Here is a 12,856-nt window from a genome sequence, read left to right on the forward strand (position 1 = left end):
TTATCCCTGTCGAAAGAGCTTTTTCCTGAAAGCAATGAGGCCGAGCAGGGGCAGGCCCATCAGCAGGAAGGTGGAGGGCTCGGGGACCGGCGCCACGCCCACGTTGTCCCAGTAGACGTCGTAGGATTCGCCGAAGTTGTATGAGTTCAGGATGATGTTTCCGAGCAGGCCGTTCTGGGTGTCATCGGCAAAGGAGAGGGCGAGGGCGTCGTTGATGTAGTAGTCCATGCTGGTGCCGGTGTACTTCATGGTGATGTCGTACCAGCGTCCGGTGTCGCTCGGAGCGACCATGTCGAGCCAGCCGCCCTCGAAATAGTCGAAAGCGTAGAAGCCGTCGTCGATTTCGCTTCCGGAGCGCCAGGCCACGAGAGGATAGCCCGAGACATCGCCGAAATTGTCGTAGGTGGTGCCCCATATGCCGACGTTGGAGTCGCCCCATGCGGAGTCGACGAACAGGTCGGCGTTGATGGAGTAAGAGCCGATGGGCACGTTGAAGTCGCGCTTCTTGCCTTGGTAGTTGTAAAAGCTGCTGTCCTGCTGGTCGGCGCCGTCGATGCCGATATGCAGGCGGTTGTCGCCGTCGAATACGGCGGTTTCGAACACCGCGGGCTCAAAGCGGTCGGTATACCAGCTGGAAAGGTCGGGGTCGTCGAAAGTGAGTACTTCCGCTTTTGCGGCATGGGCCGTCAGGGTGAAGACGGCGATCAGGCACATCAGGGCAAAACGTTTCATGGAACAGCCTCCTTGTATTTGTAAAACCGTATGGCGGGTATCAAAACCCATGCCAGACGATAACTGTCTGAAATAAATGACTGCTCTGAAGAAAGAGTGCCGGATTGTGTTAGGAAAGCCGTCGAACGTGTAAGAGTTTTCGACATAAAAATGTTCTGAATTCAAGCGGTTGCTCGCTGCTGACGCAATTCTTCAAAAAAGGACCGTGATTCGCGATGCTCGTTAAACGTATTGAAAATTGATTGCAGAATCGGATGCTATGTCATTTTGATTGGAAAAGCGGTTTTTTTTAAACAGGTTGATTTGTAGGGGGGAGCATTGGGCCAAGCCAAAAGTCCTGCAGATCATGCGCGGCTTCAAGAGCTCTCCGGCGCTCTCGCGCAGGGATATGCACGCGGGCGCAACCGACTTCATGGTGTTCGCCAATGCCTACTATCAGATGGTGCGCAACTGGCTGGGCGAGGTGGTGCAGCTGCGGCATCTGCCCGCCATCAACATGCGGCGCATGAAGAAAGCGGACACGTTTTGCATGTTGCAGCTCACCGGCGAGATAACCGAGTTCGAGCCGGGCGAGGTCCTGCACCTGCACAACTATGACGTGAGCCAGAGCGTCTACGGCCTGCCGGGCTATCTGGGTGCCATGCAGTCCATGCTGCTCAATGAGGACGCCACGCTGTTTCGTCGCAAATATTACAAGAACGGGGCGCACATGGGCTACGTCTTTTACGCGGGCGGCAATCTGGACAAGGACGTGCAGGACGAGATCACGGAGCGAATCAAGAGCACCAAGGGCGTCGGGAACTTCCGGTCCATGTTTCTCCATATTCCCAACGGCAAGGAAAAGGACGTGCAGATCCTGCCGGTGGGTGACTTCTCCACCAAGGACGATTTGGAGAAGATCAAGAACCTCTCGCGGGACGACATCATCGCGGCCCACCGGATCCCGCCGGCGATGGCCTGCCTCATCCCTGAGAACAACGGCGGCTTCGGCGACATCACCAAGATCGACGAGGTGTATCAGCGAAACGAGATCCGTCCGGTTCAGGACCTGCTGGCGGAGGGTGTGAACGAGGTCCTACCCAGCCGGGGCAGGGTCCGGTTTGACCCGGAAAATGAAACAAGTCCAATGTGATCGATAAGCGAGGTGATCACCATGGCGTTTCGAGTGCAATGCAAGTGCGGCAGAAAGGCGAGGATCTGCAGCTCAAAAGAAGTAGGCGGAGAGCTGAAGCAGGCCTACTGCCAATGCACGGACCCGACCTGCGGACACACCTTTGTCATAAACATCGAGTTTTCCCACACCCTCTCACCCAGCGCGCTGGACTTCCCCGATGACATGCGCCGCCGGATCCGCGAGACTGCGCCTGCGGAGCAGGCGAGTTTGTTTGGGTGAAGAGTATGTTGAAGCAGTAAAAGAGGAAGCCCCGGCAAGATGCCGGGGCTTTGTTTGTAGCCTATAGCATGGCCCAACAAGCATGTGCGACAATATGTCCAGCCGACAGGCTGGTTATGATCTAGTTTGGTGTCTGGATGCTTGGGCAGTGTGAGCCGTTTGTTGACTGTATCCATTAAAGGTACAATGCCAAAGACTCGACTTGCCGAGCCCATTAAACGCATGTTTAATCTTTCGCTTCTCCATCTTTCTTCTCAAGAGATGGCGCTGTTAGATAGGCCCTTGGTCATCTCGTGAATTCAAAATGACGGGCTTGTAGATACTGTTCAGGATTGTCCCGACGGGACATCGGTAGTGTTGTCGGCCTTACGCCACATTATCTCTGAGAGACGAAAGTAGCTGCCTAGGGTAGTGTTTTTTCACATCCTCGAGGGATGGCTCATTTGGATAGGCCCTGAGTCATTTTGTGAATTCAAAATGACGGGCTTGTAGATACTGTTCAGGATTGTCCCGACGGGACTATCGCTAGTGTTGTCGGCCTTACGCCACATTATCTCTGAGAGACGAAAGTAGCTGCCTAGGGTAGTGTTTTATCACATCCTCAAGGGATGGCTCATTTGGATAGGCCCTGAGTCATTTTGTGAATACAAAATGACGGGCTTGTAGATACTGTTCAGGATTGTCCCCGCGGGACTATCGGCGGTAATGGTTGGCTTTACGCTACAGAAACTCTTTAATCCAGAGTGTAGCCACCTGTTATGATGCATTGTATAAGTGCAGATTTAGCCAGCGTTAGGGCCGTGTGCTAACCTGCATGCTAGATATATGCGTGTTGTTTTCTTATTCAATATTCTCGCACTCTTGTTCACAGACCAGCTACAGCAGGTGAGAGATGTGGAAGCTAACATTAATGCTTACATCACCCCAAAACAATGAATGGGCAGAAGCAAGTAATGTCTTCGCTATCTCGACGCAGAGCAGTACTGAGAGCCAATCGGGAATTACAATGCGAATCCCGATAGGGCTCCTATCTGTGGAGCGCTTCATGCGAACCTCTCGATAGGCTATGTCCATGCACAAGGACTATTTCAAAGAAGCTAACGCAGTGTGCATTCAGGTTAGCCAACTAGACTGTGTTGTATTTCTACAACAATTGTAAGGCATAGTAAATAGGTGCCCCGGCAACCTTTCGGCTGCCGGGGCTTTCTTTATTCTTCGTTCAGTTCCGGGCGTATTCGCTTCGACTGTGGAATATGCGGGTTGATGACGTGCAGGGCTTCTTCCGAGCATTGGTGCAGCAGGTTCAGGGTGCTGGCTAGACTCGTCTCGGCGGAGGACTCGGTGATCTGCGCGAGCTCGTCCAAGGAGAAGGAGATGGAGTAAAGGCGGCAGAGGGCTTGGTGGGCGGTAAGGTTTACTGCTGCCATGATGCTTCGCCTCCGTGCTGGTGGATCCGGCTGGCCGGGGCGGCGCTGATGGCTACTTGCGTCGCACTGCGGCGGACCGCTTCGGCCAGATAGTCCAGCGCGACCGATTCCGGTCCGGTCGCCTTGTCGCGCAACGTGTCGAGCGTTGCCGCCACATCGTGAAGATCATCCACTACGGAAAGGGAATTGGGGTGGGGCGTGTGTGCCATGAGGCTTCTCCTACGTTTGTTTATGGACATCCTTCGAAATGAAAGATGCCGGGTGGTAAACACAGCGTAGGAGCTGCTGGCGTATTCCCCCGAAGGGTATTGTATTCGGCCACCACCCGACAAAATATAGTCGTAGTTCTGCCCCTCGTCGGGCACAAAAAAACCACGTCTTTCGGGTGTGGCTTCCGCCTACGGTGTGTTTAGCACCTGAGAAGAGTTAGCCACAGGGGTGGGGTGGGTGTCAAGGGGGTTGCGGCAACGGAAGTTAGTCTTTGTGGTTTGATACCTTGAAATCAAAATGACGAACCATCTGTAGAATGATTTGAATCATAATGAGCAAGGTCAAGCACATAAAGAATATAAACAAGATAGAGAATGGATATATAGTAATGTTGAAGCAAAGTGTGTTGAGAGAAAAAGACATGCTGAAAATGTTGGAAAGGTGGTCAATTAACATTATGAAAACGAGAAAGATGCTTCCAACTGAAGATAGTATTGAAGCATAAAATACATACCGAAGTTTTAATCTATTTTCTATTTCAAAATCTGTGTGTTTATCGAAGTCAGTTTCTGACAATTGTTGAAATATGAATAGCGAAATCGTTGTTGTGAATCCAAATACAAGGGCAAGCAAAGATCCAAATGAGGATAGGGCTGTCTTTACCTGCCACTCACAGATGATGCCAACAAAGCTGAGAAGTACAGGAAGGGAGTGAGGAACGTAAAATCTAGAGGTCAATCTGTTAGATTTCTCGGTCCTAAACCCTTCCATGTACAGGGATATGGCTTTGAACAAAGTCTTTGTCATAAAGAGGTGCGAATGATTTCGAGGAACTCCTTGCGTAGATCTCCTCTGTCAGGCTGTACGTTATCTTTGAAGAGTGCTTTCAGGCAATACTTTTCCTGAAGGCCTTGTGATAATTTGCTATAAGAAACCGTCTTTTCGCCAGCTGCCGTAAGAACTTTGAAAGAGACCTCGTCAAGATCGCCCTCAGTGTAGTTGAACCGTGTTGCAACTTCTTCTTCGCATATTTCTAAGAAGTTTTCATAGTCATCTTTTTTTAGCATACTCGCCAGTTTATCCTTAAATATCTCCGTCAATCCTTTGCCCTTGCCTCGCAATGTAATTATACAAGGTTCCTCGGATGGTATTTCGTCTTTGTACTCAGGAGTTGTTGTGAATTTTAGGATCATCTCATTTCCACGTCCACTTTCAAGCATCTTTGTGAGATGCTTTCTATTTACTAATGGATTCATACAATAATGAAGATCTCGTGAGAAAAACTTTTTTACGCAAGAGTATGGGTTTTCACGGCCCCAAAGTTGCGTTGCAAATATGTATGGTTTGCTGGATTTTTTGTTTTGAGAATTGTCATAGAGCATGAAGTAAAATTCTTTCGTGGTGGCGTGTTCACTTGGTATTTCTTCTTCATCTCCTTCTTTTTTAACATCATGGTGGGCCTGATGCATGCCATAACTGCCATATTTCAAAAATCCATCGATAAAATGTCCTTCGCCATTGTGAATGTGCTTAAGGCTGTGTGCGTGTAATGACCTATTGTTGAGGTCGAATATTCTACAGTTTTTGGCCCCTTCAATTTTTTGAAGGCAAGTCATTGTTTCTTCGAAATCTAGCGGTTTTGTCCGTGCTCTGTTGCGCATTTCATATAATTTTGCTCCAGGAGTTGCCATGGTCATCCTCACTATTTTTTTGTTTGCTCTCGAATCAGACTGTCCTGACTAGTATCTACGAACGAGCCTTATCGTTGCGTCTTCTCCGTAGAGGAAAATGCAGCCATCTCCGCCTCCCGACGCTATTTGATCAAGGTCATAGGGGCGGGGTGGTTTTATTTCCTCACATATGCGCTTCGTATAGGCGTATTGGGTTCGCGTATTCTCTTTTGGCTACCATTCTTCATTTGTTGCGTAAAGGCAACACGCATTGTCGCAGCTAGCCCCCGACCAATCTGGCCGGGGGCTTTCCTTATCCTCCCATTCGTTCATCTAGTTCCAAAGTGCAGATGGATATCCGCTCGGCCAGAAGCCGCAGCAGCGGGGCCGCGTCTGGATCCAGATCGGCAAGGTAGTTCATGGCGTGCGCGATTCGGGAAAGCGTGTTCAGAATGTCGTCGGTGGAAGGTGTGTTCGATTCGAGCATGTAGCCTCCGAGTTGTATTTTTTACGTCCCGCTCGGCGGAGGTACGCGAACTGTCTCCGGGACGAATCCGCAAAGCTGAAATGCTCTATAGGGGGAGGGGCTACGGAAAAGTGTAATTAATGCAATCTGCCAATGGCTTGATACGATTTTTCCAATCCTTACAGTCGTTAAAGAACGGGGCAGCAAATGTAATAAATTGGTAATTGAATGTAATCAAAAAAGTAATGGTCAATGAAAACAGTGGGTTGGTTTATAGGGAAAGTGTAATGAAATGAGTGTAATTGGATTACAGTATTATTACATAAAAATTACAGTATACGGATATTCCACAATCCCTTGTCTGCCGCGCATTTCCCGACGTTCAAGGGGAAGTCATTACGCCAATTACGGTTTTCCGTAGCCCCCTCTGGTTTCCGCAATTCCTTGTCCCGCGTCGCGCACACGCACGTGCGTGTGCGTAAAAGAACAGGACACAACAAAGCGGCCATCAAGGACGAATCCTCGATGGCCGCTTGGCTGGGGGAGAGCTACCGCTGCACGTGCTGCGTGAGTTCAGGGTGTTGGCGCCACCACAGCCGGCAGGCATCTACATAGGGGCAGCGCCTCACGTTGGCCGCCTTGCGCAGCTCCCCGTGGGCGTGCGGACGTTTCTCCCAACGAACCTTGCCAAGGCAGTAGCCATCCTGGTGGCATTCCAGAATGGCGGCAATGGCTGGATCCGAACATGGTCGAGAAGGCTTGTCGTACATAATTCTGCTACTCCTCCTCCTCGGTCGTCCATTCTCCGCCTTCCTCAAAGGCAACGAACGCCGAGGCATATCTGCGATTCATGATCACGGCGTCCACGGTATCCTCCAGAACGCCCTGCACAGGCATGTCTTTCGGGAGCCGTGAGAGTTCGTCCACCATCTCGCCTACCGTTGTGACATTGACTGCCCATGATCCGTTGCTGAACATCAGGAATCTCCTTTTCTAGAATCGGTTGATCCGCTCAAGCCTGTTTCTCCAGGCCGCAGCGCGTGCACCTCTTGTATTCGTGATGGCTGTCATGCCCATCAGGCACAAAGTCGTGGTCGCAAACCTCCTGCAGCGCCCGGATCGCATCCCGGCGCTTCTTGACCTCCGCCTCGTGCGAAAGCATCTCCGCCCGTAATCGGTCGATGGTTTCTTTCATGGCTTCTCCAGTGACTACTTGCTGAAAATCCAACAGCGCATGGTCTTGTTGAAGTGCTGGCTGCTGACCGCTCTGCCGGCTTCCACGAATTTGTGGCGCTTGGATTGCGGCAGCAGCTTTTTCAACGTCTTCATGTCCGGCAGCTCTTGGCCATGCTTCTGGCAGAGCTCGCGGTACTGGCTCAGGTTGACGGCGATGATGCCGGGATCGGACGAGTGGTCCAGGAAGTTGTCCACCTTGGTCTCGTGCTGGCTGTTCAAATAGTGGAAGGATTCCCAGAACTGCTCCACCAGCGGATGGTCTGCGGAAAGCCGCTGTTCGCGCTTGCGGGCGCGTTCAAGAATATAGATGGCCAGCTTGTCCTGCCGTTCCTGATCCAGGCTCGGGAACAGCACGGCCAGCGCTGCGCCGCATGCGGCAATCTGCGCATGGTTCTTCACCACGCGCTCGTTGCGGATGTCGCTCTGGGCGAACCACTCTTCATAGCGATGGAAGGCCTCTTCATACACGGAGAGGATCTCGCGCTCCTTCTGCAGGGCCTTGCGCAAAAAGCCGCCCACGGACTGCGAGGTCTGCCGCTCGAACCAACGGGCCACCTCGCGGCTGTCCGGCGTGTGGTGGCGCTTGTCCACGTGGAAATGAACGATGCGCTGTAGGAGTGCTTCGGAGCCGTCCACCTCGGCGTTCTGGCTGATGACCAGAGCGGCCTGAAAAAGGTTTTCCTCCACGTCGTTGTTTCGCCTGGCCACACCGAGCGTCCCTGTGCCGCGGCCGTTGAAAAACGGTTTGCACTCGTCAAAGTTGAACTGCCGGGCCTTGGCGTCCTTCTCGCCCGAGTCGCGGTCGGATTCGATCAACACGATGGGCAGGTTGGAAAGCTGGCTGAAGGCGCGCCGGCGTCCGGCGATGGTGGACTTCATGATGTCGAACCCTTCGTAGTCGTCGCGGCCGCAGAGCTTCCAGCAGAACTCCAGAGCGGTGGACTTGCCCGCGCCCGGCTCACCGGTGAACTCGCAGAAGGGGAACGTCTTGTGCTTGGCGCGGATCTGCTGCACGAACAGGCTGCCGAGCCAGAAGGCCAGCAGGCCGAGTCCCTGCCAGTGAAAGGCCTTGAAATAGTCGTCCAGCCAGTCCGGGTGGAAATCGCCGTCGGTGTTGATGGCCACGCCGTTCAGGTTGGTCTTGATGCCCACGTTGCCTATGCGGAAATAGCCGTCCCGGTTCAGCCGTATCTCGCGGCCTCCGTTGTATGCGGCCTGTTGGTAAACGTATGTCTTGGTGTCGCGGTCATAGCCCACGAACGGCACTGACTGGACCGTCTTCATTTTCCGGTTCAGCCAGTTGTCGCGCAGGATCTTGAGCTGCCGGACGTCGCCGTCGAAGGTGCCCCCGCTGGAGCGGTTCAGTAGCGACTTGTGGAAGGCGTCCGGACTGGTGATGTTCGTGCCCTCCAGCCCGATGATGTCAGGCGCGTTGCCGTTGGCGTATTCGATCTGAAAGACATACCGCTGTTCGTCCATGATCGGATCCCGCTCCATGTAGAGGAAGCGGGGATTCACGTTGCTGATCTGATCCACGTCCACATAGCGCAGAAAGATTCCCCAGCCTTGCGGGGAGTCCAGTTCGATCGGTTCCTGGTCGGGTTCCCCGTCGTCCTTTTTTGATGGGGTCAGCTCGTGATGCAGTCCGGCGGTGTCCACGGTCACGGAGTAAAGCGCCGACTTGAAATCGAGGATGAATTTGCGCAGCTGATGCCTGTTGTAAAAGTGGAAGGCCTTTTCCTCCACGTTTTCCGCCATGAACAGCTTGCCGTGATAGAGGCGCTCGCGGAGGAACTCGCGGGTGAGCTTGTGTTCGCGGTGGTAGTCGTCCAGGTCCTTGTCGTTGTTCGGCAGGATCAGAACCTCGAACTTCTCGCCCATCTCCTTGAGCCGGCGCGCATGTTTTCGAGCGTCGCGCCGCCCGGCTTCGTCTCCGTCCAGCGCGAGGACCCATGTAATGTCTTGTCCCTTGTGTTCTTCGATGAGCTGCGCCGGGAAGTTCACGCACGAAAGGCAGGCCGCGGCCTTGATATCCAGATGGTGCAGGGCGATGGCGTGAAAGCAGCCTTCCACCAGATAGCAGCGGTCGCCTTTATCCAGTGCGAATCCGGGCGGCGTCCACGCCATGCCTTTGTACTTGCCCTCAAAGTTGGCCTTGCGGCCGTCGCGGGGACGGCGGTCAATGAACCGCTCCCAGTAGATGCCCTGCTCCCGGTCCAGATAGAACCGCACGGTGGGGGCGAACTGGTTGGTACGCGGGAACTGGTAGGCTCCCTGCTCGTACCAGCCCCGAATCTTGGAGAGGTCGAATCCCCGGTCCATGCCGAGGTAGGCGGAGGCTGTCGCGTTGCGATCCTGCTCGGTCGGCGGGTAGCGCCGCGAGAAGTCCTCGAACAGCTTGGGAAGAATCTCCCGCGTGGTTGCCGACCATCCGCACTTGTTGAGCCGGCCGCAGTGCAGCTTCCAGGGCCGCTCCTTGCTCACGTAGAGTTCCTTCTTGCCGCAGCTGGGGCATACGCCCTTGCGCAGGTAATCCCCCTGATCCTGAAACTGGAAGGAGGATTCCTGCATCAAGGCCTGAACTACTTCAGCTGCGCCGATGTCGGGACGATGATTGGTCATGGGTTAACCTTGCTGGGTTGCGGCTGAAAAGATCGGGTCACCCTGCGGCGTGAAGTCCGGCACGTCGTCGGGATCCGGCAGCTTCAGCTCACGGCGGACGAATGCTTCCGCCCGGGCATCCAGCACGATGACCCGCTTGCGGTGCCCACCAATCCCGGGATGCGGAGCGGTCAGGGGAAGCCGGTTCACAAAGGCGTGCAGGGCGGAGACTCTGGTAAACCGCGCCTCGTCTCGGAACTTGGGAAAGAGATTGCAAAGAGCCAACTCCCTGCGCCCGGCGTTCAGCCCCAGTTGCAGCAGCTCGGCCAGCCGTTCCTTGCGCGCATTGCGTTTGAGCTCGTGCTTGTTCATTCCGAGGCCCTCCCGATGTTGTCGCGTTCCCATGCCCTGAGCGTGCCGAGCATGTCGGCGCCATGGTCCAGCACGTCGTTGAGCTCACGGATGATGCGCCGCACTTCCTTGGGCTCCAGCTTGCCGTCCTCGATCGCGCACTGCGCTTCCTTGCCCACGTCGGAGACTTCCCCGAACAGCTTGCCGATCTGCTGGATCAGCTTTGCGCAGTTGATGTCCTGCGGGACCGTGGCCATTCCTGCGTGCATGGCCTGAACCTGCAGCCACTGGATGATGATTGTGTTGCCGAGTACACCGCAGAGTTTCGGCAGTTGCTCGTAAGAGGGGTAGTAGCGGTCAACGGAGAAAATTCTGCGGGCCTGGCCGCCGTCCCAGCCCATCTCCTTGGCGATCTCGCCGACGCCTTTGCCGGACTTCTGGGCTGCGAGCTTGAAGGCGTCAATGGCATCGAGCCTGAGCAGTCCCGGTATTTCGTTGTCGTGCTGTCCCATAGTTGTGCTCCTCTGGTTTGTTCACACGGGTAGAGCGGCGGTTATCGGCTTGATACCTTGTGCTTGCCCTTGAACAGTTCCGGGCGCAGATCTTCCAGCGGAATCTGCAACCTTGCATGGTATCGGGCCGCTGCGGACTCGGGGACTTGCTTGGCGCGACAGTGTTTCCACACGGTCGCGCGGTCGTACTCGACCTGACGTGCAAGCTCCGCGAAGCCCAGACCCATCCTCTGCCGGTATCGTTCGAGTGCGTTTTTCATGGTGCTTATGTTGCTAATTGTCAACGGTCAAGTCAAGTCTAAAAGTGAACGTTGTCACTAGCGAGGGGCTTATGGCTGAAAACATGGATAGTTATCGCATTACACGGCAGGCAGCGGATTTGATCATTGAAGAGGTGGTCAGAAGGGTCTCGGAAGGAGAGTCCCAGTCCTCGATAAGTCGTTTGGTCGGCTGTGACAGAACAACCGTGCACCGCTGGTATACAGAGCGTGTTGTGCGTGAGAACACGTCTTTTCGCGACATGGTTCGCTACTTGGACCGGCTGAGGATCCCTCTGAACAAAGTTTTTGGTGACAGTGTCGATTTGCCGCCACCGTCTCCGGATCGGGCTATGACGGAACTGGATAAAGCTATAGCAGCGACTCTCGTTGCTGCAGCTAAGGCTCTGGGTAAAGAGTTCGACGATGTGGCCAGAGACCTGGAGGTCCTTAACCTGCCAGATGTTCGAGCACTTCTCACCGGACGTGAGCCTATGCGGACAAGTGATTTTTCTAAGATATGCAAGGCGGTTGGCGTATCGCCTGATGCGGTTTTGAAGAGGGCGTCAGGGATTGTCGGCGAGTAGTTGACCCGGCTTTGGTTGGAGATGGTCGGCATTTTTGTTGACCTTCTTGTCGCACATATGCAACAGAAAGAGCCTTCTTAAGTGAGGGCTCTGGAATGGAACGTTGGTTAAAAATGGGAACAGCTTGCAAAAAGGCAAACGTCTGTCGGGACACAATGAGACGATGGTGTGTCGATGGCTTGGTCGTTGCCAAGCAGGTCCCGGCCGGAAAGCGGTTCGACTGGCGCATCCGAGAAGACTCCCTCCCCATCTATTCCGAATCGGCCTTCGACGCGAAGGTGGCCTCTCTGATTCATACCGCTGGCCTGTGAGGTCATCATGGGCCTGAGCCGCAAACCGTTCAAGGTGGCCGGCAAGACGTCGTGGTTTTATAAGATCGACGGCCGCCGCTTATCCCTCAAGACCAAAAGCTACTCCGAAGCCCTCAAGCTGTTGGCCTGCATCCGCAAGGCGTACAACGAGGGGAAGCTGCTGAGAATCTCTGGGTACAGTTCCAAGACGCTCGGCACTTTTCGCGATGAGTATCTGGAATGGGCGTATGAAGTGCAGCCTGAAAAGACCTTCAAGGCAAACCGGCTGGCGCTGAAGAAGGTCATTCAGATCGAAGGCAGCCACGTTCGGCTGGATCGACTGACCATGAAAACCATGGACGAGCTCAAGCGCGTCCACCGGCACCTGAAACCTTCCACGGTGAACAACTATCTGCGGCACGCAAAGGCGGTGCTGAACAAGGCCGTGGAGTGGGGCTATCTCCAGAAGAATCCTTTCAGGGGAGCCAAGGAGTTGCCCAAGGCAAAAGCCGCGGCGAACTACCTGACGCAAAAACAGCTCACGGGATTTCTGGCCAGCGTCGAGGACGTGGATCTGCGTCGGCTTATTGCGGCGTACTTGGCCACCGGGCGCCGCCGCGCGGAGTTGTTTCGGCTCCGCTGGGAGGATATCCGGTGGGACGAAAACCGCTATTTCGTGGCAAGAGAAAAGCGCCACCTCTGCCGCTTCTATCCCATGAGCTCGGCTTTCAAAGCGGTTCTGGAGTCCATGCCCAGGGAGCGAGGACGGATCTTTTCCAAGTGGTCGCACCCGGACACGTTCACCCACAAGGTCAAAGAGGCTTTGCGCGCAGCAGGCCTCGGAAACCTTCGCCTGCACGACCTTCGGCATTCTTTCGCCGTGGTCTACCTCGAAACCGGCGGGGACATGAAAAGCCTTCAGGCTCTCCTCGGCCACAGTGAGTTCCGCATGACCGCCGACACCTACGCTCACGTAGCCGACGAAGAGCTCCACAAGGCCGTCAACCTGGTCAAGCTCGGCCCCGTGGATTTGCTCGGCTCGTCCAAATCCTAGCACTCCTCAAAAGGTGACCCAGAGGGACCCGAAAAGGGACCCAAAAGGGACCCCAAAAAGGTAAAGGGAC

At 54.4% G+C, this 12,856-nt stretch carries 16 protein-coding genes; 5 read left to right on the top strand and 11 right to left on the bottom strand.

The features are described from left to right. A complete protein-coding gene (locus BR24_RS02630; protein WP_496539956.1) occupies window positions 1-732 on the bottom strand; it encodes a PEP-CTERM sorting domain-containing protein in 732 nt (243 codons plus the stop codon). A 298-nt stretch (window positions 733-1,030) separates the two neighbouring features. On the opposite strand from BR24_RS02630, the gene BR24_RS02635 reads away from it, so the two are divergent. Beyond that, entirely contained in the window at window positions 1,031-1,864 is an 834-nt protein-coding gene (locus BR24_RS02635; RefSeq protein ID WP_496539957.1) for a phage portal protein, read from the top strand. A 21-nt stretch (window positions 1,865-1,885) separates the two neighbouring features. After that, window positions 1,886-2,125, top strand: coding sequence for an ogr/Delta-like zinc finger family protein (locus tag BR24_RS02640; RefSeq protein WP_462999710.1), 240 nt, complete (start codon window positions 1,886-1,888; stop codon window positions 2,123-2,125). A 1,208-nt stretch (window positions 2,126-3,333) separates the two neighbouring features. On the opposite strand, the gene BR24_RS02645 is transcribed toward BR24_RS02640, so the two are convergent. From BR24_RS02645 to BR24_RS02690, 10 genes are all read right to left on the bottom strand, one after another. Further along, window positions 3,334-3,552: a hypothetical protein gene (locus BR24_RS02645; protein ID WP_496539958.1), complete on the bottom strand. Its 219-nt coding sequence runs from the start codon at window positions 3,550-3,552 to the stop codon at window positions 3,334-3,336. Further along, window positions 3,540-3,761 carry a hypothetical protein gene (locus tag BR24_RS02650; protein ID WP_496539959.1) on the bottom strand — a complete coding sequence of 74 codons (222 nt, stop codon included), beginning with the start codon at window positions 3,759-3,761 and terminating at the stop codon, window positions 3,540-3,542. Before BR24_RS02650 ends, BR24_RS02645 begins: the two co-directional genes overlap by 13 nt. A gap of 804 nt (window positions 3,762-4,565) precedes the next feature. After that, entirely contained in the window at window positions 4,566-5,453 is an 888-nt protein-coding gene (locus BR24_RS02655; protein ID WP_496539960.1) for a hypothetical protein, read from the bottom strand. 292 nt (window positions 5,454-5,745) lie between these two features. After that, a complete protein-coding gene (locus tag BR24_RS02660) occupies window positions 5,746-5,919 on the bottom strand; it encodes a hypothetical protein (RefSeq protein WP_496539961.1) in 174 nt (57 codons plus the stop codon). 756 nt (window positions 5,920-6,675) lie between these two features. Then, window positions 6,676-6,876 carry a hypothetical protein gene (locus BR24_RS02665; RefSeq protein ID WP_496539962.1) on the bottom strand — a complete coding sequence of 67 codons (201 nt, stop codon included), beginning with the start codon at window positions 6,874-6,876 and terminating at the stop codon, window positions 6,676-6,678. Window positions 6,877-6,910: 34 nt separating this feature from the next. Beyond that, on the bottom strand, window positions 6,911-7,093 hold the full coding sequence (locus BR24_RS02670) for a hypothetical protein (protein ID WP_496539963.1): 183 nt from the start codon (window positions 7,091-7,093) through the stop codon (window positions 6,911-6,913). Window positions 7,094-7,107: 14 nt separating this feature from the next. Next, window positions 7,108-9,756 carry a toprim domain-containing protein gene (locus tag BR24_RS02675; RefSeq protein WP_496539964.1) on the bottom strand — a complete coding sequence of 883 codons (2,649 nt, stop codon included), beginning with the start codon at window positions 9,754-9,756 and terminating at the stop codon, window positions 7,108-7,110. A 3-nt stretch (window positions 9,757-9,759) separates the two neighbouring features. Next, entirely contained in the window at window positions 9,760-10,107 is a 348-nt protein-coding gene (locus BR24_RS02680; protein WP_496539965.1) for a hypothetical protein, read from the bottom strand. Beyond that, window positions 10,104-10,598, bottom strand: a complete 495-nt coding sequence (locus BR24_RS02685; RefSeq protein ID WP_496539966.1) for a phage regulatory CII family protein — start codon at window positions 10,596-10,598, stop codon at window positions 10,104-10,106. Before BR24_RS02685 ends, BR24_RS02680 begins: the two co-directional genes overlap by 4 nt. Window positions 10,599-10,639: 41 nt before the next feature. Next, window positions 10,640-10,858, bottom strand: a complete 219-nt coding sequence (locus tag BR24_RS02690) for a hypothetical protein (protein ID WP_496539967.1) — start codon at window positions 10,856-10,858, stop codon at window positions 10,640-10,642. Window positions 10,859-10,929: 71 nt separating this feature from the next. Between BR24_RS02690 and BR24_RS02695 the strand changes: the two genes are divergently transcribed. The 3 genes from BR24_RS02695 (at window position 10,930) to BR24_RS02705 (ending at window position 12,786) form a co-directional block, all read left to right on the top strand. After that, window positions 10,930-11,442: a hypothetical protein gene (locus BR24_RS02695; protein WP_496539968.1), complete on the top strand. Its 513-nt coding sequence runs from the start codon at window positions 10,930-10,932 to the stop codon at window positions 11,440-11,442. A gap of 155 nt (window positions 11,443-11,597) precedes the next feature. After that, the gene (locus BR24_RS02700; RefSeq protein ID WP_496539969.1) at window positions 11,598-11,753 is read left to right on the top strand and encodes a hypothetical protein; all 156 of its coding nucleotides are present in this window, start codon (window positions 11,598-11,600) and stop codon (window positions 11,751-11,753) included. Between the two features lie 7 nt (window positions 11,754-11,760). Continuing rightward, a complete protein-coding gene (locus BR24_RS02705; protein ID WP_496539970.1) occupies window positions 11,761-12,786 on the top strand; it encodes a tyrosine-type recombinase/integrase in 1,026 nt (341 codons plus the stop codon). Window positions 12,787-12,856 lie beyond the last annotated feature (70 nt).

Source organism: Pseudodesulfovibrio halophilus DSM 5663 (assembly GCF_059568665.1).

What these genes read in the sequence shown, in the direction of transcription:
- BR24_RS02630 (WP_496539956.1), bottom strand. Translation starts at nt 732, where the DNA reads ATGAAACGTTTTGCCCTGATGTGCCTGATCGCCGTCTTCACCCTGACG.
- BR24_RS02640 (WP_462999710.1), top strand. Translation starts at nt 1,886, where the DNA reads ATGGCGTTTCGAGTGCAATGCAAGTGCGGCAGAAAGGCGAGGATCTGC.
- BR24_RS02645 (WP_496539958.1), bottom strand. Translation starts at nt 3,552, where the DNA reads ATGGCAGCAGTAAACCTTACCGCCCACCAAGCCCTCTGCCGCCTTTAC.
- BR24_RS02650 (WP_496539959.1), bottom strand. Translation starts at nt 3,761, where the DNA reads ATGGCACACACGCCCCACCCCAATTCCCTTTCCGTAGTGGATGATCTT.
- BR24_RS02655 (WP_496539960.1), bottom strand. Translation starts at nt 5,453, where the DNA reads ATGGCAACTCCTGGAGCAAAATTATATGAAATGCGCAACAGAGCACGG.
- BR24_RS02660 (WP_496539961.1), bottom strand. Translation starts at nt 5,919, where the DNA reads ATGCTCGAATCGAACACACCTTCCACCGACGACATTCTGAACACGCTT.
- BR24_RS02665 (WP_496539962.1), bottom strand. Translation starts at nt 6,876, where the DNA reads ATGTTCAGCAACGGATCATGGGCAGTCAATGTCACAACGGTAGGCGAG.
- BR24_RS02670 (WP_496539963.1), bottom strand. Translation starts at nt 7,093, where the DNA reads ATGAAAGAAACCATCGACCGATTACGGGCGGAGATGCTTTCGCACGAG.
- BR24_RS02675 (WP_496539964.1), bottom strand. Translation starts at nt 9,756, where the DNA reads ATGACCAATCATCGTCCCGACATCGGCGCAGCTGAAGTAGTTCAGGCC.
- BR24_RS02680 (WP_496539965.1), bottom strand. Translation starts at nt 10,107, where the DNA reads ATGAACAAGCACGAGCTCAAACGCAATGCGCGCAAGGAACGGCTGGCC.
- BR24_RS02685 (WP_496539966.1), bottom strand. Translation starts at nt 10,598, where the DNA reads ATGGGACAGCACGACAACGAAATACCGGGACTGCTCAGGCTCGATGCC.
- BR24_RS02690 (WP_496539967.1), bottom strand. Translation starts at nt 10,858, where the DNA reads ATGAAAAACGCACTCGAACGATACCGGCAGAGGATGGGTCTGGGCTTC.
- BR24_RS02695 (WP_496539968.1), top strand. Translation starts at nt 10,930, where the DNA reads ATGGCTGAAAACATGGATAGTTATCGCATTACACGGCAGGCAGCGGAT.
- BR24_RS02700 (WP_496539969.1), top strand. Translation starts at nt 11,598, where the DNA reads ATGAGACGATGGTGTGTCGATGGCTTGGTCGTTGCCAAGCAGGTCCCG.
- BR24_RS02705 (WP_496539970.1), top strand. Translation starts at nt 11,761, where the DNA reads ATGGGCCTGAGCCGCAAACCGTTCAAGGTGGCCGGCAAGACGTCGTGG.